The sequence below is a fragment of the Algoriphagus aquimarinus genome, assembly GCF_007997215.1.
GTDB classification, from domain to species: domain Bacteria; phylum Bacteroidota; class Bacteroidia; order Cytophagales; family Cyclobacteriaceae; genus Algoriphagus; species Algoriphagus aquimarinus_A.
The window spans coordinates 428,025-451,485 of the sequence record NZ_VORW01000001.1; the positions used below are offsets into that span (position 1 = coordinate 428,025).

The window sequence follows — 23,461 nt, forward strand, 5'->3', positions numbered from 1 at the left end:
AGGATCAATATTTAACATATAAATTGCTATTTAAACCCATCCTAAAAAGATAATTTATTACTTTTGCGCAGCAATGATCCAAAAACTCTTTCCATTAGACAAAAATTATATCCTTCGTCAGGCGCAGTCTGTGCTGGAAGAGGAGCTAATTGATCGAATGATTTTTGAATTGAAGCGATCCTATACTTCTCTGTATAATCCGCTTCAACTCATGGATACAACCTACGAGCAGATTCTTGATACGTTTGAGTTTCCCCGAGAACGTGCTCGCCTAATCTATCGCCAACTTAGTGGTATCTATCGCTACAAGCACGGCGATAATCAGCTGGAAATGCTTTTTGATGGAAGAACACACTTAGAAAAATTTCAAGAGGATTGGTCTGCAGCATTTATTGCCTATGTCAGCGAATTAGGTATTTACGAGCAGTATGTAAAAACCATGCTGAGAATGACTTTACTTTTTGATACTGATTCACGTGCCGAATGGGCAGAAAATCACTGCAAGGCTTTCATCAATCAACACTTCGAATTGAAAGTGGTGAAAAGACATGGTGAACTTCGCCTGAAAGTCGGTTGAGAATTAGAATAATTATAAAGCTTCATTTCGGAGGTCCTACTTCCAAGTAATCAACTTGTACTGATCTTCTTTCTGAAATCGCTCTGGTATTGAAAGCAGAATAGATTTGCGGATCGCATGAATCAACACGTTTTTGGTGAAGTTTTTGGCTACCACCAGACTTATTTCTCTAACTGGTTCTGGCGCATCAAACCTTCTTATCAAGCCAGATTCTTTTTTATCCAAAACTGCCATTTCGGGCACGAGTGTATAGCCCACACCCTTGTCTACCAATCGCATGAGAGACTCGATGGAGCCACTTTTAAATTCAAATCCAAAGTTGTTTTTGGAAGCCTTGCTGTTGCAAATAGAAAGGATCTGATCGCGAAAGCAGTGACCTTCGTCCAATACCAGGATTTGATTTGGATCCAGCATGGCAGGGATGATGTGGTTTCTCTTGAGAAAAGGATGTTCTTGGGGAAGATATAAGAGAAATGGCTCGTAGAAAAGTGGCATCTCTCGGATAGTTTTTTCCTCCAAAGGAGTTGCAAGCAAACCGACATCCAAGGTGCCTCGCTGTAATTCAAGAATGATTTCAGCGGTCTGCATTTCCCGAATAATCAATTTGGTTTGTGGATTTGACTTCACAAACTCAGGTAAAAATAATGGCAGTAAATAGGGAGAAATAGTAGGTATCACGCCTAGGGTAAATTCTCCTTGTAAGGATTCTTTTTCAGTGAGGACGAATTCCTTTAATTCTGATATTTCCTTAAGAATTTTTCTAGCCTTTAGGAGGATCAAATTACCTGCAGTTGTCGGCTGAAGAGGTTTTGTATCACGATCGAAAATTTTGACCCCAATCTCTTCTTCCAACTTTTTCACCTGCGTAGTGAGGTTTGGCTGAGATACATTGCAGCTATCTGCTGCAGTTACAAAATGCCTGAAGTTATCCAAGGCTACGATATACTCTAGCTGGGCTATTGTCATATAACCTAAAGTTATGAATAGATAAGAATTATTAATTTGATTTATGAGAAAATGTGATACAACTTTGTGTAACAATTTTGAAAACTAAAAACATATATCATATGAGCAATCGCATATTAGGCTTGGGCGCTGAATTCCCAGCTTTCGAAAAAACCGCAGTAGTATCTAGAGAAAAAGGACAAGAATTCAAGACAATCAGCAACGATATCCACACTGCCGATGGCAAATGGATGGTGATGTTCTGGTGGCCAAAGGATTTTACTTTTGTATGTCCAACCGAAATCGCTGAATTCAATAAAAACGAAGGTGAATTTGCAGACAGAGATACTGTATTGGTAGGTGCTTCTACTGATTCTGAATTCGTTCACTTGGCTTGGAGAAACAACCACGAAGATCTTCGTGACCTTAAATTCCCTATGCTAGCTGATACTTCTAAGTCTCTTGCAGAAGAACTTGGTATCCTGGAAGCAACTGAGAAAATTGCTTACAGAGCTACTTTCATCATCGATCCTCAAGGAATCGTTCGTTGGGTATCTGCTTACGATCTTTCTGTAGGTAGAAATGTAGAAGAAGTATTGAGAGTGCTTGATGCACTTCAGACTGACGAGCTTTGCCCATGTAACTGGGAAAAAGGTGAAGAAACGTTGAACCTGAACTAAATCAGACCTCAAATCTATTAACAGCAAAGGAGGTCTCAGGATCTCCTTTGCTAGTTTCAAACCTAAATCTTACACCATGGAAGTATTAAATGTAAATCAATCAGTAGTCGAGCTTTTAGAAGTAGTAGGGCTGAATGAAGAATTTACCAACGAATCTTTGAGAAATCTGGGCGATGCTGATTCCAGATATGTGAAAGATTTGAAACTCAATTTCAAGACTATCCTCAAAGGAGATAAGCTAAATCAAAAGGAAGTTGCTTTGATGGGCTTGGCACTTGCCGCTAACGCGGCAAACAACCCACTTCAGAGATTTTTTAGAAAATTAGCTGAGGAAAACGAAGCAACGGTAGCCGAGATCGGCGAAGCTGTAGCTTGTGCTTCTTTGTTGAGCAGCAATAATGTATTGTATAGATTCCGCCACTTCGTAGAAAAGGAAAAGTATGCCCAAATCCCTGCCAGGCTTCGCATGAACATCATGATGAATCCTGTGTTGGGTAAAGAGTTCTTCGAATTGATCTCTACCGCAGTGTCTGCTGTAAATGGCTGCCAGATGTGTGTGGCTTCTCACGAGAATCACCTGATCGAAATGGGAACTAGTGAAGAAAGAATTTTCGAATCGATCCGTATGGCTTCTGTCATCCAGAGCATGGTAAAAGTGATTTATTAAGTATTATAGTCCGGTATATAAATGCAAAAACCTCCTGAGTGATCGGGAGGTTTTTTTAATGTTTTAACCGCGGAGAAGGCGGAGTCCCGATGGCTATCGGGATCGCAGAGAGCACAAGGTGGAATTTTGTTACAGTTGTCCTGCTTCTCCAGAAGCTGGATTCGCATATATATTTAACACAAAAGCTCGCCAATATTATTCGAGAGCTTTTGTGTTACTGAAGACTGTTAACTATTATTTCCCCCATTCAGTATGGAAAATCCCCTCACGATCAGTACGCTCGTAGGTATGTGAACCGAAGTGGTCACGCTGAGCTTGGATCAGATTTAGTGGAAGTTTAGTCGAAGTGTAAGCATCGAAGTAACTCAACGCAGAGGAAAGTCCTGGAACAGGAATTCCATTTTTTGCAGCAAAAGCAACTACTTCACGAACTGCTGGCAAAGTGCCTTGAACTTTAGGCACGAATGAGGGAGACAATAGCAGATTCGGGATGGAATTATCCGCGGTATATGCCTCGGCGATATCCGCCAAAAGTCCAGCACGGATAATACAACCAGCTCTCCAGATCTTAGCAATCGTAGACATGTCTAGATCGTAACCGTATTCCTTGGAAGCGTACATCAGCTGATGCAAACCTTGAGAATAAGCGATGATGAATGAGAAGTACAGAGCTTGCTCTGCTTGAGCGATCAACTCTTCTTTGGCGATATGAGCCACTTCAGGTCGAGAATACAATTCGTCAGCCTGAACTCGCTCATCTTTCAATGCGGAAATCTCACGCATGCTTACCGCCATATCGATGGTAGGAACAGGAATACCCAAGTCCATTGCATTCTGAGAAGTCCACTTACCAGTTCCTTTTTGTTTGGCTTTGTCCAAAATCACGTCCACCAAATCTCCTGACGTCAAGTTATCCTTTTGGGTGAAAATTTCAGCAGTGATTTCTACCAAAAATGATTGTAATCGACCTTTGTTCCAAGTATCGTAAACTTGGTGAAGTTCTTCATTAGATAGATCACAGGATTTCTTCAACAAATCATAAATCTCAGAAGTCAGCTGCATCATGGCGTACTCAATACCGTTGTGCACCATTTTCACATAGTTACCAGCTGATTTTGGGCCAAGGTAAGCCACACATGGTTCACCTTTATATTTCGCAGAAACAGCTTCAAAAATTGGCTTTACATACTCATAAGCTTCTTTGTCCCCACCTGGCATGATGCTCGGGCCTTTCCTAGCGCCTTCTGCTCCACCTGAAACTCCAGAACCGAAGAAGTGAATTCCTTTTTCTTTCAAATAAGCTTCTCTTCTATCCGTGTCGGTGAAAAATGAATTTCCACCATCTATAATGATATCTCCTTTGTCCAGAAGTGGCAGAAGGCTTTCAATTGCCTGATCAACAATCTTCCCGGCAGGCACGAGGAGCATGATTTTACGAGGAGAAGACAAGGCTTGCACAAAAGTCTTAATATCAGTGGATGCACTTACCTTTTCTAGATTTCCACCCTCTTCTTTCAACGCATCAACTTTCTCCTGATCCAGATCGTAGCCAAAAGCTTTGAAATTATTGTCGGCGACATTCAAAATAAAATTTCGCCCCATTACCCCAAGGCCAACTAATCCAAAATCATAATTTGTGTACTCCATCGTTTCTTAGTGTTATTTTTCAAATCTGCTTCTATGCCTTACCGCTTGCAAGGTTAGAAATAAATATGGGTTATTTTTGCGTCTCTTGAGTCCAAAATTAATGGATTGAAGGTTGGCTTTCTAGTAAGATTGATAAATTTGTGATCGCCCAAAGTCGGGTTTTGATACAAAAAATATAAAAATACGCCCAAACTGATGAAAAAAACACAAAACCAGATGCTAATAATTTTTGGTGCGTCAGGTGATTTGACTGCCAGAAAACTGGTACCGGCAATATATAACCTGTACAAAGGAAAGCATCTTCCCGAAAATTTTGTGGTTTTGGGAGCTAGCAGAAGTGCAATGTCAAATGAGGAATTCCGTCAAAAGGTAGTTCAGGAGAGCGAGTTTTTGAAGGATAAAATCAGCAAAGAAGGCAAAGACTTTATAGCTGCTTTTGCTGAAAAAATGTTTTATGAGGACTTGGGCGATGATTATGACAGCAAATACTCTGGCTTGGCCAATAGAATTTACCAACTAAATGAAGAGAAGGGCTGTGAAGAGAATTATATATTCTATCTCTCCACACCTCCCAGTCTATATGAAGTCATCGCAAAGAATCTTTGTGAAGCAGGCTTGACACAGGAAGAAAAGGGCTGGAAACGCATCATTGTGGAGAAGCCATTTGGGTACAGTTTGGAAACTGCAAAAGAGCTTAACGAAGGCTTGCACAAATACTTCAAAGAACCTCAGGTCTATAGAATTGATCACTATTTAGGCAAAGAAACGGTTCAGAACCTACTTGTAACGCGTTTTTCTAATTCGATTTTCGAACCGACCTGGAATCGCCGATACATCCATCATGTGGAAATCACCAATGCAGAAACTGTAGGTGTGGAAAAACGTGGTGGATACTATGACAAGTCTGGTGCACTCCGCGATATGTTCCAGAGTCACTTACTTCAGGTCGTTTCGCTCATCGTAATGGAGCCACCGATCAATTCTAGTGCAGAGGAAATCCGTGATGAAAAGGTCAAAGCGCTGAAATCGCTGCGAGTAATGACTAGTGATGAAGAACTTTCTCATCATACAATGAAAGGCCAATATGTGGCCTCAACCATCAATGGTAAAAAGGTAAAGGGATATCGAGAGGAGGAAGGTGTAAATCCGGATTCCAAAACAGAAACCTTTGCTGCGGTTAAGTTTTTCGTTGACAATTGGCGCTGGAAGGATGTGCCTTTCTACGTCCGCACTGCCAAATATATGCCTACTAAGGTGACTGAAGTAGTGATTCACTTTAAGTCTCCGGCGCACGAAGTATTCAAAAGTCAGGATGTCTATAAAAAAGACAACAAGCTTATCATCCGTATTCAGCCAGACGAAGGTATTTTAATCAAATTTGGTGTGAAGGTGCCAGGATTAGGCTTTAATGTTGAGCAGGCCAATATGGATTTCTACTATTCTGACCTCGACTCAGCCGAGATAATGGATGCTTACGAAAGACTGCTTTTGGACGCTATGCAAGGAGATGCGACTCTTTACGCAAGAGCAGATGAAGTGGAAGCTGCTTGGAGATTTGTGGATCCAATCTTAAAGTATTGGGAAAATGAAGATGTCCCTACTTACGGCTATGCAGCTGGAACTTGGGGGCCAAGAAATTCTGATGACATGTTCGAAGGTCATTTTGGCTGGAGAAACCCTGGAAATCGTCTGACTGACGAAACAGGCTTCTGTATTCTATAAGTTTTAAACCGCAAAGGGCACAGAGGATTACGCAGAGAACGCAGTTTATGATAAACCTTTCGAAAAAAAGGGCTGAAAGCCTGCGATAACATAGCCCAGCCTGAAGGGCTGGGTAAATGATAAATTAACTATCTCAAAGCTCTGAAAGAGCGAAATAGTAATTCAAACCATTATAGTAAAGTCCCAAATCATGCATATTTAGGGATTTCATAAATCTACTAGACCAATGACACTTAATATATACGACACCAAAGATCAGGTTGCCAAGGAGTTTTCTGAATACTTCAGAGACTTAGCAAAGAGCGATCAAACCATCCACATCGCACTTTCCGGAGGTAGCACGCCCAAGATTATTTTCGATTATTTAGCAGCTCATTTTGGAAGTGAAATCGACTGGTCAAAAATCAACTTCTACTGGGGAGATGAACGCTGCGTAGCACCCGACGACTCTGAAAGCAATTACAAGATGACTGTGGATCACTTGCTATCGAAGATTGAGATTCCTACGGCAAATATTCATCGAGTTTTGGGAGAAAATGACCCAGAAAGTGAAGCCGTTCGGTACAGTCAAGTTTTGGACAAAGAGCTTCCAAAATTGAATGATATTCCTCAGTTTGACCTAGTCATGCTAGGAATGGGTGATGATGGACACACTGTTTCTATTTTCCCTGATTCTATTTCACTTTGGGATTCTCCAGAAAACTGTGTCGTAGCTACACACCCTGATTCTGGCCAAAAGCGGGTAACCATCACTGGTAAAATTGTCAATAATGCCAAAGCAGTTGCCTTCTTAGTAACTGGAGCTGGTAAAGCGGAAAAAGTGCAGGAAATCATCAAAAAGGACAAGGACTTTGCGCTATATCCAGCAAACTTGGTGCAGCCATCACATGGTGAATTGATCTGGTTTTTGGATAAGGATGCTGCGAAAGGTATAAGATAGCCTCGTTTTAAATACTTGAACATCAATTCTGCGGACGCAAACCGCAGGATTTTTTTTTGCTTTTCCCCCCAGTATTCAGGTCTGCTAAAACTTAATTCCTCAGCAACTTGTTGTGAGCTCATAAGAAAACTATTAACCAATCATTATAATGACACAAGTAAAATCATATGCAGCGCAGAAAGCTGATCAACCACTTGCACCTTTTGATCTAGAAAGACGTACTCCAGGCCCAACAGATGTAGAAATCGAAATATTGTATTGCGGAGTATGTCACTCAGACATTCATACAGCTCGAAATGAATGGGGAGGGACAATGTATCCAGTAGTTCCAGGTCACGAGATCGTTGGCAAAGTATCTTCAGTGGGTTCTGATGTCACCAAACATAAAGTAGGCGACACGGTAGGTGTTGGATGTTTTGTTGATTCATGTGGACATTGTAATAATTGCGCAGAAGACTTGGAGCAATACTGTGAAAACGGTAACTCTCAGACATATAATGCATTCCTTCAGGATAAAAAAACTATCACCTATGGGGGATACTCCACTCATATCGTGGTAACTGAAAAGTTTGTATTAAGCGTATCAGATAAGTTACCACTTGAAGCTGTGGCTCCTTTGCTTTGTGCTGGGATTACGACCTATTCACCTTTGAAGCATTGGAATGTAAAAGCAGGTGATAAAGTTGCTGTGGTAGGATTGGGAGGACTAGGTCACATGGCAGTGAAGATTGCTGCGGCAATGGGAGCAGAAGTGACCATGCTAAGCAGATCTCCTGAAAAAGCTAAGGATGCCGATGCCCTCGGAGCTCATCATTTCGAGCTGACTACAAATCCTGAGAATATGAAAAAGATGGCAAGCTCTTTCAATTTGATTATTGACACTGTTTCAGGTCAACATGATTACAATTCCTACCTCTCTTTATTGAAGACAGACGGTACGATGGTTCTTTTGGGTGTACCTCCTGAAATGGAACATATCCATGCAGGTTCACTGATTTTCGGAAGAAAAAGTCTAGTGGGTTCTCTTGTAGGTGGCATCAAAGAAACTCAGGAAATGTTGGACTTCTGTGCTGAGCACAATATTGTCTCTGATGTAGAAGTGATCTCTATCGATAAAATCAATGAAGCATACGAGCGCACCATCGCAGGTGATGTTCACTACCGATTTGTGATTGATATGGCTTCTTTGAAAAATTAAGAAGTGAACACATAAAAAAACGGCAATGATTGATTTCATTGCCGTTTTTGTTTTTTTAAGAGATTACTCTCTAATCCAAGCTACTTTTTCATCCATAGAATCTCTTTTGCCTTCCGGCCAATTATCCGTTGCTGGTTTGGCTACATAGAAAAAGCCCATTAAAGCATCTTCACCTTCCAGACCGTAGTCTTCTCTAGCTTCTTGCCAGAATGTCGGCCCACCTGTTCCCCAATATGCTGCCAACCCATGAGCAGAAGCAGTTAAGTACATGTTTTGAACTGCCATAGAAACTGCAGCAATCTCTTCCATCAATGGAATGCCTTCAGATCTTTTCAAGATGATAGCGATCATATGCGATGCTTTCAGTGGCCCTTGCTTAAATTTCTGATAAGTCGCTTCCAAAAATGGCGTCCCATTTTTCTCAGCGCGAAGCTTATACATGTCCGCCTGATAGTCTGCAAATTTCTTCAAACCATCTCCTGTGTACACGATAAACCTCCAAGGCTGAGTTAACTTGTGCGTAGGAGCCCAACGCGCATTTTCTAATAACTCCTCGATGACAGCATCATCTACTGGATCATTTTCTTTGAACTGCGCCGCAAACATGGATCTACGTCCACGGATAATTTTATTTACTTCTTCGATGTTGAAATCAGGCTTTTGCATATAATATGGTAATAGTTAATTCAAGTATTGAATGTGGTTAAGGATTATTAATCGACAAAAGTTTCCTTGATCACAGATTTACATTTTCTTATTTCTTGCGGTTTTAGCTTATCAAAGACTTTGATGATTCTTGATCTATCAATCGTCCGAACTTGATCTATAGCTATCATCCCTTTTTTGCTATCATGATATACAGCAACTCGGGTAGGGTATTTCTTTAGGTTAGTTGTCATCGGAGCGATCACAATTGTCTGGAGATGATGGTTCATTTCATCTGGTGAAATAACGACACAGGGCCTTGTCTTTCTGATTTCACTTCCTATCGTAGGATCCAGATTGACCAATACAATGAGGTACTGAATTATTTCCATTCCTCCAGATTTTCATCCTCCAATACATCATCGATCAACAGCTGATCATCACCTTGGGCATGCATTTCAGCAAAAGAATCTCCCCATCCCTCACGAACAGTTTTTATGGGTTTCAAAATAATCTGATCCTCTTCAAGTATGATTTCAACCTTATCGATTAAGCCATACTTTTCAATAATCGTTTTAGGTAGTCTGAGACCTTTAGAATTACCGATTTGAATAATTGATGCTTCCATAATTTCCTAATTTGTAATTACAAAGTTATAACATATTTTCTATGTTGACTATTTACTCTCAAGTAATGTAATGCCTCAGTCCAACCTTCCAGTCAATAGCTGTTTCCTTAATTCTGGATCAAATTTCTCTATCGCATACCTCAAAGCAGTCCGAGGCATGGTCGTGTAGTGCTTTCTTAAAAAACTCATTTCTACTTCAAAATCTTTATTGCCTATTTCCCGAAGCATCCAACCAACTGCTTTATGAATCAGGTCATGCGAATGATAAAGTAGCTTCTCAGCCAGAGCCAAAGCATCATCAAAATATCCTCGCTTAATCCAGTAATAACAACTGATCATTGCCACTCGCTGCCTCCACAAATGATCCGAATCCGCTAATTCATAAAAGAGAGATTTTTCTTTATTCAAATAATAATGCCCGAGAATATGATGGCAAGAGCTATCTACTAAGTCCCAGTTATTTACAGAATCAAGCTGCGACAAATAAAAATCCACCAATTCCTTATGTTCTGCCTCACTTTTCAATTTCTGGTAACGGTAAACAAGAATATAGACAGCAGTGAGTCTCACTTCATGATGGACATCCTGAAGAAGTTCCGCTATTTCAGCATACCTTATCTCTTTGAAAACTGCTTTAGCTACTTTCCTTTGCTCGGGAACAATCACTCCAAGAAACTGATCACCTTCACCATATTCGCCGGGGCCGGACTTGAAGAATCGCGGGAAAAATGCTGCTTTCTCAGGAATGGCCTTATCCGAAAGTGAAGCTTTGATTTGTTCTGTTAAAAGGCTCATGTGTAAAAGTAGGAAACCTTATACTTTTCTAAAAATCATCACCACCATCTCCTCCTTCTCTACTGCTCCTGTTTTCGCCAGCCTTCTCTTTGAATCCTCCAAATCTATAGGTAAATGCAAGAGTCCCAACACGAGTTTCTCGTTGGAATACCCGCTTCTCATCAAACCTAGGATTGTCCGTAGTAATTCTGAAATTTCTGGTATTGAAGATATCACTCACATTTACAGACACGGTGGCTTTTCCGTCGAGAAAGTCCTTACGCAAGCCCATATTCAAACTATACTGGGGTTCGATTTGTCCTTGTGGCAGCACTATCGGGCCTCGATAATTCCCTTGTGCCTGTACACTAAACCAATTCGGGATCAACCAATTTGCGAGCAAATTCAAGGTCCAACTGAAATTCTCATTGCTGAAATCTTGCTCTATGTTTTCCGCATTGATTTTAGAATAAAATAGATTTCCAGTCAAAGTAGCATCAAGATTATTGAAGACTTGAATCTGATTGATCAACTCAAAACCAGTACTGGATCTCGTATCTGCATTTTGTCTGCTTTGAATCGCAACGTTATCATCCGTTAGAATCGTGATTCGAGTTTCCACATCCGTACTGAAACGATGGTATACCGTCGCATTCAGCAAGTACTTGTCCCAGCCTTTCATATAGCCTACTTCATAGCTGTCAGTAAATTCTGGTTGTAGGTATGGGTTACCAATACTAAAATTGTACTGATCCCTCACTCTATAAATAGGTGCCAAATCCCAGATACTTGGCCTGGAAATTCTTCTGGTATAATTCAGCGTAAGTTCATTCTCCGGCGCGATGGTATAACTCAAAAATGCACTTGGAAAGACATTGAAGTAATTATTAGGAATGCTCTCTTTATTCCTAGCAGTTTCACCTAAAGTCTCGGTGTATTCACCCCTCAAACCAAGCTGATAGCCAAATTTCCCCTTAGTATTTCTATAAGTAAAATAAGCCGCATAGACGTGCTCATCAAAATCGTAAGTATCAGTCAGGGAATCAACCACTGCAGGTTCGAAGTCAGTAAACTCATCGCCCTGAGCAAATCGCTGGCTCCATTTCCAGTTTCCAATTGTAGCCTTCAGGCCAGTTTCTATAGACGCTCCATTCCTGAATGGCTTCTCATAGTCCAGCTGAGCTACGTATAGATTACTCGTTCTAGGACGATCATTTGATTGAGTCAATCGCTTGGCAGGCTCTGAATTTCCATCTGCGTCTATAAACTCCTGGTTATAAAACTCCGTTTGTTCACGGTTGTCATAAGAATAGGAAAGTGAGGTGTATAGTTTTTGCCCAAGTGAATCTATATCCCAAGTGTAATTTATACCTCCTTCATAGTTAGAACTCTTACTCAGTTCATCATTGACCCTCATAGAGCTTGAATCCAATAAACCGGTTACACTCAAATTACGCTGCATGATATCGGCATATTCTACTTCATCATCGAAATTGCCCTGGAAATACACTCCCAACAATGCTCTATCAGAAATATTGTAATCCACTCCTGCTCTAATTAAATGTGTCTTTTCTACTTCATAGCCATCCTGAACTTGCTCTAGTCTAGGAGAAAATCCATCCAGGTAATTATTCCTGCTTCCTTCACCATTCTCCCGCTGTCTTCTATTCTGCCAATTGTAAGAGGTGTAGAAATTGGCCTTTTCTGTTCCGTAATTCAAGTTTACGCCCGCTTGATATTTTTCACGGGTACCGACCGAAGCATTTACTTGTCCATTGAAACCTGTTTTTTCATTTTTCTTCAAAACAATATTGATTATCCCGCCTACACCTGTGGCGTCGTATCGGGAAGATGGATTAGTAATCAATTCTACTGACTTGATACTATTAGCAGGAAATTGCGACAAAATACTCTCTGCATCATCGCCAGAAAGATTTGAAGGACGACCATTGATATAGATCAGAATATTACCGCTGCCGCGCATGGTGATCCCTCCCTCGTCATCCACTTGAATAGAAGGCAAAGTACTAAGTAATTGCGAGGCTGTTTGACCTTCTGCTACGATGCTGTTTTCTACATTATAGGTACGCTTGTCGATATCGGATTCAAACATGGAAGTAACTCCCTCAACTACTACTTCTTGAAGATTTTGCGCATCTTCCTCAAGTGTGATTGTTCCAAGATTGACAGAGTTTTTATTTACACCTAGGTTAATTTTTTCATAAAACTCCAAGTAACCAATAAATCCTACCCTCAAAATATAATGTCCAGCAGTCGTAGAAAACTCAAAACTCCCATCTAAATCACTCATTCCCCCAGTGACAACTGCCGAATCCATAGGTGACAATAAAGCAATATTCGCAAACTCAAGAGCTGCTTCGCGCTTTCCATCCATCACTTTGCCTTTTACTCGAATCTCTTGAGCGAAGGCATCCAAGGACGACATCATAAAAAATATAATTATTGATAAGGGGGAAAATTTATTCATAACAACAGATAGAAGCAGTTTAGGTAATAGTGGAAAATCTGAAAAAGATTTTAAATGATTAATTATCAATCAATTACAACCGAATCTCTATATAGTAACCTCTAAATCAGCTGAAGGTTTCGCTTTTCTGGGAAAACTTGTTCTATGGGAAAATGTCTGGATAACATGAATTTTATCCGTTCAAGCGGTAGTCTATTTGTCAAACTTAAAGCAGGTAACTCTTCATAAAAAGATATAAATAGCCTGTTGATTATTGATTTACTTACCTTTAAAAATGATTCGATTGATTTACTCATTGGGCTGTATGCTTGTCACTACCCTTGCCAGCATAAATTCCATTGCTCAAACTAAAAAGGACAATATTCATACAAATAATCTCAAAGAATTAACCACTCTATTAGAAGCGTCAGCGCCTAAAGACTCATTAGCAGGAATATATTTAACGAAGATGATTAACCTCAGTGAAAAAGAGGAAAACTATGATTTGATGGCGGATCTGGCCATTCAGTTTTTTCACCACCCTTCACCTTCCATTCAAACTCCCGAGCTGAAAAAGCAGATTCTTAAAAGAGCAATTACCCATGAACTCGATGTAAGTGATTCTAAAAATAGAGGAACTCTACACCTGAAATTAGCTGGAACCTATTTCAACATTGAGCAATTTGATTCAGCTATTGTAGAATATGGAAAGGCAATAGATAGGTTCGAAAAAAAGGATTCTATTTTAATCGCAGATTCTTACTTTTTCCGTGGTCAGGCGAGAGATTACAAAGGTGACCTACTGGGAGGTATGCAGGACTATCAAACTGCGCGGGATATCTATCAGGCACTTGCAGACGGAGAATATGTTAATTATGTAGATGGAGGGATGGCTATTTTGTTTAGCAAATTTGCCATCTATAATGAGGCCGAAAAAATTAGAAGTTCACTGATTTCCACCTACAGGAAAAGTAAAAACACATTCAATGTTGCGATCCAACTTTACAATCAATCCGAAGATTTTGGGAAACAAGGAAGGTTCGAAGATCAACTGGACTACCTAGTAAAAGCCGATTCTCTGACCCCATTTGATCCACAGGATTATTATACCGAAAGCATGATTAAGCTTTCTCTAAGCAATTATTTTGGAGAGCATGGGAATTTGACAAAGCAGAAAGAATACTTTGCTCAGGCACAAGCAATGATTTCATATGTGCCTGAAGTAGCGACTACCAGTCCTGTTTACCTCAATGCTAAAGCTCAGTTAGAATATTCCAAAGGAAATGTATTAGCAGCAAACAAGCTTGTTCTAGAGTCTCTCAAGGCGGCCAAAGAGTCCAAAAATATGGATCATTTAATCAAAGCTTACCGTCTACTAGGAGAAACTTACCAAGACCTGGGTCAATCTGGCAAAGCGTACGAAATCCGGGAAGAATTGACACGCTATACCGACTCAATATTTGCAGCTAATCAAGCGACTACTTTTTCGTATTACCAGACACTTTATGAAACAGAAAGAAAAGAGAGAGAGATCCTGACAAAAACTCAGGAGATCGAATCGATCAACCAGGGTAACAGGGCCAAACTTAGAATTATTGCAGTCATCGTATTTGTGCTGATTATTTCAGCTGTATTAATTTTCCTCTGGAAAAACCTGCAACATGAAAAGAAGAAGAAACAAATGCAATCAAGATTTTCCCAGGAACTCCTGAAAAACCAGGAAGCCGAGCGAGTAAGGATATCCAAAGATCTCCACGATGGCTTAGGCCAAAGCCTTCTTTTGATCAAAAACAAAGTTGCACTTTCTAAAGACAACACTACCGGTGAACTATTGGATACAGCCATCAGCGAATTACGATCAATTGCCAGATCACTTCACCCAATGCAACTAGAAAAACTTGGCCTGAGTAAAGCCGCCGAACACTTATTAGATCAAATAGATCGCGAAACGGAAATATTTGTATCCTCAGAGATCGAAGAGCTAAAAGGAGTTTTGAAAAAAGAAGAAGAATTGCAACTATATAGAATCCTTCAGGAATCTATCAATAATGTCCTAAAACACTCTGAGGCCAGTGCATTGCGGGTTTTATTCAAAAAAATTGAAAAAGGCGTAGAGCTAAAAATCGAAGACAATGGCAAAGGGTTTGATTTTTCGGAAAAATTGAATGACTTTCAAAGCCTCGGGTTGAAAACACTAAAGGAGCGGATTGCCTCCATGCAAGGAAGTATGAAAGTCACTAGTGAAAAAGGCACTGGAACCAGCTTAAGTTTTATCGTTTATGTCTAGCCAAAAACCAACAGTAATCATTGCGGACGATCATCCCATTCTTTTGAAAGGATTGTACGATTTCTTAAGCGAAATGGGGCTGGACATCGTAGGTATGGCTAATGAGGGGCAGAGCGCACTTGATCATATTATCAAATTCAAACCTCAGCTTGCTATTTTAGACATGGAAATGCCTAAAAAAACTGGGCTTGAGATTGCAGCTGAATGCAAGAAATTAGGCCTCTCCACCAAAGTGATCCTTCTTACGCTTCATAAAGAAATTTACCTCTACCATCAGGCTAAAGAACTGAACCTGTCGGGATATATATTAAAGGAATTTGCATTAGATGACTTATCCAAAGCTGTTTCTACAGTTTTAGCAGGTGGGCAATTTTTCAGCGAGAAAATTTTCGAAGGTCTGAAAGAAAGTAAGTTCCAATCAGATGATAATCCTTTAACCCCTTCAGAGGTAAAAATTCTCAGATTATTAGCGGATGGACTTTCTACCAAGGAAATTGCCAACAAACTGTTTATATCAGAGCGCACCGTTGACAAACATAGGAGCAATATGATTGTAAAGCTTCAATTAGAAAAAAAACACAACTCTTTGTTAATCTGGGCTCAGAAGAATCGTGATATTATAGATTGAGAGCATTTTTGTCCTAAGTGAAATCAAAATATACGTGTTTCTACGTATTGAGTCGTCTCTTAATTTTAGCTAAGTTTGGTTTAAGATTTCAGCACAAACCAACTTTTTTTCCAAAATGAAAATATCTAGCCTACAGGGGGATTTTAAAGTAATCCAAACTATAAAAAATCATGACGAGTTACTTGTCTTAGGCTCTTGGCAGGATTTGGTTAGGATGTTTGATAGTAGCAGAACTTTTCTGGTGAATAGAGGTGAATCGCTTTTTGGCATCTACCTGTGCAAACAAGAATGCGCTGAGTTCATGAATAAAATAATTCAGGATATTGATTACAATGAGTGGGAAAACTTCAAGATGGAGACACCTAACTACCACAATCAATTCCAAGCATAAGGGTGATATTTTTTCAGCAATAAACTTCTAAGGCTGCGCGGATCATATGGTCAACGGTTTTTTCAGCTTCTTTATCAAACTGTCCGGTAGGTCGATTCGCTACGATCGCATTTAGGCTAAGCACTCGATGATTCAGCAGTTGACCCATAGCATAATAGCCGGCTGTTTCCATCTCAAAGTTAGTCATCTTCAAACCCGAAACTTCCAACATAGCCAAGCGCTCAATCATGTTCTCCATTTTTGGTTTAAGCCTGATTTCCCTTCCTTGCGGAGCATAGAAACCCGGAGCCGTAAGCGTTACTCCTCGAAAAAATTCATCAGGCAATTTTTGCAACAACTCAGTTGAAGCTGAGGCTTGGTATGGCAAAAAAGTAAGGTCAAGCGTTCCTTGCACCAAGGTTGCCCAATCCTGATTCCCTTCCAATTTTGGATAAAACTGCATCAATGTATCTACACCTACAGCAATCTCAGAAGCCAACAAGCTCCCAACTGGCAAATCAGCCTGCATACTCCCAGAGGTTCCCAAGCGGATAATTTCTAAGCTGGTTTCTGTAGGTTTTACTGTATGCGTTTTTAGATTCACGTTTACTAAAGAGTCCAATTCAGTCATCAGAATCTCCACATTATCCGTTCCCATTCCCGTACTCATCACCGTAACTCGCTTACCTCTCAGTCTTCCTGTATGAGTTACAAACTCACGCTTATTTCCCTTGAAATCAATCTGATCAAAGTATTGAGATACCAAAGCAACCCTGTCTGGGTCTCCCACAGTAAAAACAAGAGAAGCCAGGTTCTCTGGCTTCAAATGCAAATGATAAATGCTTCCATCAGCATTCAATATCAATTCGGATTCTGGAATTTGTCTACTCACAGTACAAGTTAAACAATTGATTTTTCTTTGACTTTACGGACAAGACCTTTATAAGGATTATACCCGTTAGTATTTTTCTGATAGTAACCCGTACCATCGTAGGTTCTTTTTTCAGGATTCTCCTTGCACTCTGAAGAGCAAGCTCCTTCCATTTCCCAACCACATTCTTCGCACATCGCAACGTGCGCATTACAGGTTTGATTGGCACAATTCACCATACGATCTGAAGGCGTACCACAAACGTGGCAGGTAGATACAATCTTCGGATTAACGGTATTCACATCCACAGCGATTCTATTGTCAAAAACGTAGCATTTTCCTTCGAAATCTTCTCCTCCAGCTTCCATTCCGTATTTGATGATGCCGCCGTGAAGTTGGTACACATCCTCAAAACCTTGCTCCAAAAGGAATGCAGATGCTTTTTCACACTTAATACCTCCGGTACAATAAGTCAACACTTTTTTATTTTTCAGATGCTCCAGCTCTTTGACTTTCTCAGGGAAATCTCGGAAGTTGTCAATATCAAGCGTTAAAGCATTTTTGAAACGCCCCAACTCGTGTTCGTAATTAGAACGAACATCCAGGATCACTACATCTTCTTGATCCTTCAGGGCTTTGAATTGCTCAGGATCGAGATGCTTACCTGTTTTTACGTTAGGATCGAGATGTCTAAGTGCACTGTGAACGATCTCAGGCTTGTATCGCACGTGGGTTTTGGTGAACGCGTGCTTGTCATGAGAATCAATTTTGAACTCTGTCTTTGCGAAGCGTGAATCAGCATGGATATAGGCCATGTATTTCTCGCAGTCTTCTGCCAAACCAGAAACAGTTCCATTCAGTCCCTCATCAGAAATGATGACTCTTCCACGGATGTTATTCTCTACACAAAACAGGTGATGCTGCTCGCGATATTCTTCAGGATTCTCAATTCTGGCGTAGCAGTAATAAAGGAGGATTTGGTAATTGGTGTTTTCCATAACTTGAGCCCTGTTGCGGCAGGGTGTTTAAGAATTTTATATTTGAAATTTAAAATTTCAAATCAGTACATACTATTTAACTTTTGCGGCAGGGTTTCCAAATACTGTTTCATTTGAACCGACCGTAGAGATCACCACTGATCCAGCACCTACTCGGGCGTTTTTACCGATAGTGACGCCAGATATGATGGTAGCACCAGAACCGATGAAAGCACCATCTTCTATAGTCACTTCGGAATTGATTACCGAGCCAGCACCGATTTGAACGAAATCTCCCAACTTAGCTTTGTGCTCTATGATCGCTGCCGAATTGATAATGCAATGGCTACCGATCTCTGCACCAGCACCGATATTCACATTGGCATTGATAAAATTACCATGACCAATTGTGGCATCTGTAGAGATAAATGAACGTCTATGAATGGCATTCACTGGCTGCACCTTGCGGCGATCATTCAATAGTTCCACTAAGAATTTACGGTACTTTGGATTTTCTTCTGCTATAAATGCTTCAGTCTTTTGACCGATGAGCTTCAAGAATCCGTCGTCTTCAGGATTTCCTAGAACCGAAACTGTGTTGATTTCTGTTCCATGAATTTTTTCATCCTCATCCAAAAATCCAAAGACAACTACATTGTTGCTATTGAATATCTCTAATGCGGGATGGGCGATGCCTTTTGCCCCAAAAATTATAACTGGTTTTTCCATAGTTTTCTGTAATTCAGGCTGCAAAAATACAGGAATTCACTGGCTTACCCAAGAATCACTTGGATTCAGTTTTGATCAGAGTTTGGGCAATTTTGCATTGGAGACATTTTTTCGGTTGGCAATAATTCTTAAACAAGCCGATCATTCCCTGAGAATCGAACCCATTCTCTGCTGTCCATCCGTGAGATTTAAATCTCCGGATGATATAATTATTTTCCGCTGAAACTTCCTGTAAAAGATCGAAACAACGTTCTTGCCAATCTGGCTCCTCAAAATATCGCCCATATGCAAACCATAGCGGAATGACATAATTGATAACAAGTAGCTCCAGCGCAGTACTGGAAATCCCCGAGCTCGTCTGTCTCTCTGATGGCTTTCCAAAACTGTAATGATACTGCCAATAATCACTGGGCTTCACTTTCAATAATTTCTTAAAATCTGCAAAATCTCTGGAATCCTGCAACACTGACTGGAGTAAACTAGGCGCGTTAGATAAAATAGCAGCTAATTGAGCAATTCTTAAAGTAGGAAAATTACTAGGTCGCACGCTCATAAACGTCCAATGTTGCCGCTTCATGGTGGCATCCCAATCGTATTTCTTGCGATAAAAATCATGTTCCCGAATCAAATGCTGCACATAAGGCTCTTCAGATTCTAATGGCAATAAGCCCGCTTGTCCTAAAAGTATTGCTTCCAAAACAGGCAATTGATTTCTATGTTTTTGGAGAGTTTTGTAGGAAACCAAAGCAGCCAATTCGCCCATGGCCTGGCTGTTGGTTTTAAAGCCAAAACAAACAAAAAGCCAACGGTAAGCCGTTTCTTCCCAGTTGTCTGTGGTTTCTTTGAGCAAATTTAGAATCAAGGAGGATTTCTCATGCAATCGCTCGACGAGTGATTTCTCCATTGCCGAAAAGCGAACAATCTCTGGCACATCCTTCAGTCCATGTGCGCAAGGCAAGTCAGATTTGTAATCGAGCATCTGCTCATAGTTCCTCCAGATATCTAGAAAAATCAAACCTTTCAGTTCCAATGTTGGCATGGAAGTACCATCATTTCTCAGAACTTCCTGATCATTTTCCCAGACCACGTGTAGGACTACAGAATTATAGGCAGGATTGCCACCGTGTTCGTGCTGCTTCCACTCGCTAGCTAATCGATGCACCTCCACATGACCATGAAGTATAACGTCATCAACAACTACGACAGAGTCACGAAAATCTGGCCCTTCACTGAGGTTATGAAAACCAACTTGAATTATTTTCAGAACCTCATGATCTGTTGTTCGAAGTTCTTTCTTGTCGAAGTACTGATACTTCCATACGAGCTGTAAAAAATCTTCTTTAAAATTCATAAAAGTCCAGGCTAAAAATCAAATGAATTTAACCAAAAGCTGAAAAATAAAAAAGTCAGGAAGTCCTGACTTTCAAAATATTACCTAACATAATTGAGGGTTAAAGATACTTCTCAAGCAAACTTGTCATCTCCGCCTGCAATTTCTTTGCTTCAGTTCTGGCTACTTTCGCAAAATCCCTTTCAGAAGAAGCGTAAATAATCCCACGGCTGGAATTAACTAAAAGCCCACAGCTGGAATTCATTCCATATTTGGCTACTTCGGCTAAGCTTCCACCTTGTGCTCCAACACCCGGAACGAGGAAGAAATTATCAGGAACTAGCTTTCTCACTTCCCCGATCAATTCTCCACGCGTTGCACCCACCACATACATTAGATTTTCAGGCGAACCCCATTCTTGGCTTTTCTCCAAAACAGACTGATAGAGTGGCTTGCCATTTTCATCCTTAATCAACTGAAAATCCATCGAGCCGGCATTGGAGGTCAAGGCAAGAAGTATCACCCATTTGTCTTCAAATTCCAAAAAGGGTGTCACGCTATCTGCTCCCATGTACGGCGCAACGGTCACAGAATCAAAGTTCATTTGCTCAAAAAATGCCTTTGCGTAAAGTTTGGAGGTGTTTCCTATATCTCCGCGTTTTGCGTCAGCGATGGTGAATATATCTTTTGGGATAAATTCCAGTACTTTTTGAAGTGTCTCCCAACCTTTTGGACCCAAAGCTTCGAAGAAAGCGATATTCGGTTTGTAGGCTACTGCATAATCCGCTGTTTCCTCGATAATCTCCTTGCAAAAGCTGTAGATCGGATCTGCTTCACTTTTCAAATGAGTCGGGATTTTAGCGAGATCAGCATCAAGGCCAACACATAGAAAAGATGATTTTTGCTGGATTTGGGAGAAAAGCTCTGCTCGGGTCATGGATTATAGGATTTTGACAAAGGTAAGAGATTCCACTTTAGATCGAAAAGTGATATGACAAACCAGATACTCAAAACGGTAATAGAGTATAACCTTCAATAGCGCACTCACGTCTAGGCATAAAAAAAGCTCCCGATTAGGGAGCTTTTAATGTTTATATGAAGAACTTCAATCGAATCACTTCCTGCTCAGAAAGGAATCGGTAATGTCCTCGTTTCAAATCTTTTTTATCCAATTTGGCATAGACCACACGATCCAAGGCAGTAACCTCGTATCCTAAGTGTGCAAATATTCTTCGCACGATGCGGTTTCTACCGATGTGGATTTCCAAACCAAGAATTCTACGATCAGCAGATAACACCTGCAAATCATCCACTGGTGCTGATCCATCTTCCAATTCCAGTCCCGCTATAACCGCCTCTTCGTCCTTTTTAGCCAAAGGCTTATCTAGCGTCACTTGATAGATCTTCTTAATCTCATTGGAAGGATGGGAAAGCTTAGCCGCTAATTCTCCGTCATTCGTGAATAACAAAAGTCCAGTGGTATTTCTATCCAATCGACCAACTGGGAATATCCGCTCTTCGCAGGCATTTCCAACCAGATTCATCACAGTCTTGCGATCCATAGGATCATCAGTAGTGGTAATGAAATCCTTCGGTTTGTTCAAAAGAACATAAACAGGCTTCTCTGGATTGATTTTGCGCCCCTGATAGACTACTCTGTCCGCACGCTTCACTTGCTTGCCCATCTCAGTGCACACAAGACCGTTCACAGTCACCAATCCTTGAGAAATCAATGAATCAGCTTCTCTTCGGCTACATATGCCGGAATTGGCAATGTATTTATTCAGACGCAGAAGGGTCTCGTCGTTTGTGAGCTTTGCTTTCTTCTGAGGCAATGCATCAAAATTGTAATCAGGTCTTTCCACATTGGCATCCTGATCTACAAAGCGGCTCTTTCCGAATCCTTTACGATCGGGCTTATCTGACTTGTAGGTAGGCTTGCCTTCGGCAAAAACTGGTTTTTGATCTCTGCCACGGCCTTTATATATCAGTCCGCCTGGCTTTTCAGAAGATGCAGGTTTACCAGATTTAGCATCTCTGTTGTAGGGCTTTGGAGCGTCTTGATCTTCTTTTTTAGTAAAAAATTGCTTTTTCCCAAGACTAGGCTTTTGAGAATCCTGAAAATCTGATCCTTGCTCTTTCTTAGGACCGAAGTTTGAATTGGAGGCAAACTTGGATTTAGACCCAAATTTCTTTTCCCCTAATGTTTTGAAACCGTCTTTTTTCTGTCTTGGTTTTTTGTCGAAGTCAGAAAAGTCATCTTCCTTTTTACCAAATGACTTCTTCCCTGGGCCAGCTTTCGAGAAGCTAGAATCTTTGGATTTATTGAATCCTTCTGATTTCCCTTTGTATCCTCCTCTTTGTCCTGAATTGGAAGAGTTGGAATCTTTTTTTCCTTCGCCGAAAAACGGCTTTTTTGAATTGTTATCTTTCATAGAATTGCAGCATCCCTGCTGGATTGATTGTATATTATTAAGCGATTGAAAACCAATCCCTTAATCGGGCTGCAAAGATACGTCCTATCTAGATATTTTTAATCATCAACTCCAAAAATATTCCTGAGGCACTATTTCTGGTTTTTGTAAAAGTATTCAGTTGCCTTTCGGACAGATCCCTCACCGAGAAGTAATCCTTTCGCTCTGTCCTCATCTAGGCCTGTAGCTTCCATGATCATCTTGGTACCACGAATCACTAACTTGGCATTGGATAGCTGCATATCCACCATTTTGTTGCCTTTCACTTTTCCCAGTTTGATCATAACCGAAGTGGAGATCATATTGAGAATTAGCTTCTGAGCTGTACCAGCTTTCATTCTGGTGCTTCCAGTGATAAATTCTGGGCCTACCACTGCTTCAATTGGGTGCTCAACTTCCTTGGAAAGAGGTGATTCTGGATTGCAAGTAATACTTCCTGTCAAAAGCCCTGATGAGCGAGCTGACTTTACGCCTCCGATCACATAAGGTGTAGTTCCCGAAGCAGCGATTCCTATTACAGTATCCTCCGCATTGAAACCATATTCCAAAATATCCTTCCAAGCCTGATTTGGATCATCTTCGGCATTTTCCACAGCTTTTCTGATCGCTTTGTCTCCACCGGCAATTAATCCTAACACTACATCAAATGGAACACCATACGTCGGAGGACATTCAGATGCATCTAGAACACCAAGTCTCCCGCTTGTTCCAGCACCTATATAAATCAATCTGCCTCCTTTTTCCATTCGTGGAACAATCTGCTCTACCAATGCGCTTATTTGAGGAATCACTTTCTCTACAGCCAGAGGGACTTTCTTGTCTTCTATATTAATATTATGTAGCAAATCCAACAAATCCATTTGCTCCAAATTGTCATAATGAGAGGTGCTTTCAGTTACTTTCAT

At 40.6% G+C, this 23,461-nt stretch carries 23 protein-coding genes; 9 read left to right on the top strand and 14 right to left on the bottom strand.

All coding sequences use genetic code 11. The features are described from left to right. Positions 1-73 precede the first annotated feature (73 nt). The gene (locus ESV85_RS01965; protein ID WP_146914557.1) at positions 74-577 is read left to right on the top strand and encodes a hypothetical protein; all 504 of its coding nucleotides are present in this window, start codon (positions 74-76) and stop codon (positions 575-577) included. Positions 578-613: 36 nt separating this feature from the next. Here ESV85_RS01965 and ESV85_RS01970 read toward each other — a convergent pair whose 3' ends face one another. Beyond that, positions 614-1,543 (bottom strand): hydrogen peroxide-inducible genes activator, encoded by a 930-nt coding sequence (locus tag ESV85_RS01970; protein WP_146914558.1) that lies wholly within the window; start codon positions 1,541-1,543, stop codon positions 614-616. Between the two features lie 113 nt (positions 1,544-1,656). Between ESV85_RS01970 and ESV85_RS01975 the strand changes: the two genes are divergently transcribed. Further along, a complete protein-coding gene (locus tag ESV85_RS01975; protein WP_410488843.1) occupies positions 1,657-2,202 on the top strand; it encodes a peroxiredoxin in 546 nt (181 codons plus the stop codon). 76 nt (positions 2,203-2,278) lie between these two features. Further along, the gene (locus tag ESV85_RS01980; protein ID WP_146914560.1) at positions 2,279-2,869 is read left to right on the top strand and encodes a carboxymuconolactone decarboxylase family protein; all 591 of its coding nucleotides are present in this window, start codon (positions 2,279-2,281) and stop codon (positions 2,867-2,869) included. A 234-nt stretch (positions 2,870-3,103) separates the two neighbouring features. Here the strand turns inward: ESV85_RS01980 and gndA are convergent, their stop codons facing one another. After that, the gene (gndA, locus tag ESV85_RS01985) at positions 3,104-4,516 is read right to left on the bottom strand and encodes an NADP-dependent phosphogluconate dehydrogenase (RefSeq protein ID WP_146914561.1); all 1,413 of its coding nucleotides are present in this window, start codon (positions 4,514-4,516) and stop codon (positions 3,104-3,106) included. 195 nt (positions 4,517-4,711) lie between these two features. Between gndA and zwf the strand changes: the two genes are divergently transcribed. The 3 genes from zwf (at position 4,712) to ESV85_RS02000 (ending at position 8,376) form a co-directional block, all read left to right on the top strand. Continuing rightward, positions 4,712-6,238 (top strand): glucose-6-phosphate dehydrogenase, encoded by a 1,527-nt coding sequence (gene zwf, locus ESV85_RS01990; RefSeq protein ID WP_146914562.1) that lies wholly within the window; start codon positions 4,712-4,714, stop codon positions 6,236-6,238. A 226-nt stretch (positions 6,239-6,464) separates the two neighbouring features. Further along, complete coding sequence (pgl, locus tag ESV85_RS01995; RefSeq protein WP_146914563.1) at positions 6,465-7,178, top strand: 6-phosphogluconolactonase; 714 nt, start codon at positions 6,465-6,467, stop codon at positions 7,176-7,178. Positions 7,179-7,326: 148 nt separating this feature from the next. Then, on the top strand, positions 7,327-8,376 hold the full coding sequence (locus tag ESV85_RS02000; protein ID WP_146914564.1) for an NAD(P)-dependent alcohol dehydrogenase: 1,050 nt from the start codon (positions 7,327-7,329) through the stop codon (positions 8,374-8,376). Positions 8,377-8,439: 63 nt separating this feature from the next. On the opposite strand, the gene ESV85_RS02005 is transcribed toward ESV85_RS02000, so the two are convergent. The 5 genes from ESV85_RS02005 to ESV85_RS02025 form a co-directional block, all read right to left on the bottom strand. After that, on the bottom strand, positions 8,440-9,042 hold the full coding sequence (locus ESV85_RS02005) for a nitroreductase (RefSeq protein ID WP_146914565.1): 603 nt from the start codon (positions 9,040-9,042) through the stop codon (positions 8,440-8,442). 47 nt (positions 9,043-9,089) lie between these two features. After that, a complete protein-coding gene (locus ESV85_RS02010) occupies positions 9,090-9,413 on the bottom strand; it encodes a type II toxin-antitoxin system PemK/MazF family toxin (protein ID WP_146914566.1) in 324 nt (107 codons plus the stop codon). Next, a complete protein-coding gene (locus ESV85_RS02015) occupies positions 9,404-9,649 on the bottom strand; it encodes an AbrB/MazE/SpoVT family DNA-binding domain-containing protein (protein ID WP_146914567.1) in 246 nt (81 codons plus the stop codon). The genes ESV85_RS02010 and ESV85_RS02015 overlap by 10 nt, the downstream gene beginning before the upstream one ends. A 75-nt stretch (positions 9,650-9,724) precedes the next feature. After that, positions 9,725-10,444, bottom strand: coding sequence for a DNA alkylation repair protein (locus tag ESV85_RS02020; protein ID WP_146914568.1), 720 nt, complete (start codon positions 10,442-10,444; stop codon positions 9,725-9,727). Positions 10,445-10,472: 28 nt separating this feature from the next. Then, positions 10,473-12,872 (bottom strand): TonB-dependent receptor domain-containing protein, encoded by a 2,400-nt coding sequence (locus ESV85_RS02025; protein ID WP_223275885.1) that lies wholly within the window; start codon positions 12,870-12,872, stop codon positions 10,473-10,475. A gap of 313 nt (positions 12,873-13,185) precedes the next feature. On the opposite strand from ESV85_RS02025, the gene ESV85_RS02030 reads away from it, so the two are divergent. From ESV85_RS02030 to ESV85_RS02040, 3 genes are all read left to right on the top strand, one after another. Beyond that, the gene (locus tag ESV85_RS02030; protein WP_146914570.1) at positions 13,186-15,177 is read left to right on the top strand and encodes a sensor histidine kinase; all 1,992 of its coding nucleotides are present in this window, start codon (positions 13,186-13,188) and stop codon (positions 15,175-15,177) included. Then, on the top strand, positions 15,170-15,805 hold the full coding sequence (locus ESV85_RS02035) for a response regulator (RefSeq protein WP_146914571.1): 636 nt from the start codon (positions 15,170-15,172) through the stop codon (positions 15,803-15,805). The genes ESV85_RS02030 and ESV85_RS02035 overlap by 8 nt, the downstream gene beginning before the upstream one ends. 115 nt (positions 15,806-15,920) lie before the next feature. Then, positions 15,921-16,196 carry a hypothetical protein gene (locus ESV85_RS02040; RefSeq protein WP_146914572.1) on the top strand — a complete coding sequence of 92 codons (276 nt, stop codon included), beginning with the start codon at positions 15,921-15,923 and terminating at the stop codon, positions 16,194-16,196. Positions 16,197-16,209: 13 nt separating this feature from the next. Here ESV85_RS02040 and ESV85_RS02045 read toward each other — a convergent pair whose 3' ends face one another. From ESV85_RS02045 to murQ, 7 genes are all read right to left on the bottom strand, one after another. Then, entirely contained in the window at positions 16,210-17,067 is an 858-nt protein-coding gene (locus ESV85_RS02045) for a nucleoside phosphorylase (protein WP_146914573.1), read from the bottom strand. A gap of 8 nt (positions 17,068-17,075) precedes the next feature. Then, positions 17,076-18,044 carry a rhodanese-related sulfurtransferase gene (locus ESV85_RS02050; RefSeq protein ID WP_146914574.1) on the bottom strand — a complete coding sequence of 323 codons (969 nt, stop codon included), beginning with the start codon at positions 18,042-18,044 and terminating at the stop codon, positions 17,076-17,078. A gap of 72 nt (positions 18,045-18,116) precedes the next feature. Continuing rightward, the gene (locus ESV85_RS02055; protein ID WP_146914575.1) at positions 18,117-18,752 is read right to left on the bottom strand and encodes an acetyltransferase; all 636 of its coding nucleotides are present in this window, start codon (positions 18,750-18,752) and stop codon (positions 18,117-18,119) included. Positions 18,753-18,807: 55 nt separating this feature from the next. Then, positions 18,808-20,103, bottom strand: a complete 1,296-nt coding sequence (locus ESV85_RS02060; RefSeq protein WP_146914576.1) for a DUF2851 family protein — start codon at positions 20,101-20,103, stop codon at positions 18,808-18,810. A gap of 100 nt (positions 20,104-20,203) precedes the next feature. Continuing rightward, the gene (gene pyrF / locus ESV85_RS02065; protein WP_146914577.1) at positions 20,204-21,019 is read right to left on the bottom strand and encodes an orotidine-5'-phosphate decarboxylase; all 816 of its coding nucleotides are present in this window, start codon (positions 21,017-21,019) and stop codon (positions 20,204-20,206) included. A gap of 154 nt (positions 21,020-21,173) precedes the next feature. Continuing rightward, positions 21,174-22,517 carry a pseudouridine synthase gene (locus ESV85_RS02070; protein ID WP_146914578.1) on the bottom strand — a complete coding sequence of 448 codons (1,344 nt, stop codon included), beginning with the start codon at positions 22,515-22,517 and terminating at the stop codon, positions 21,174-21,176. Between the two features lie 131 nt (positions 22,518-22,648). Further along, a complete protein-coding gene (gene murQ / locus ESV85_RS02075) occupies positions 22,649-23,461 on the bottom strand; it encodes an N-acetylmuramic acid 6-phosphate etherase (protein WP_146914579.1) in 813 nt (270 codons plus the stop codon).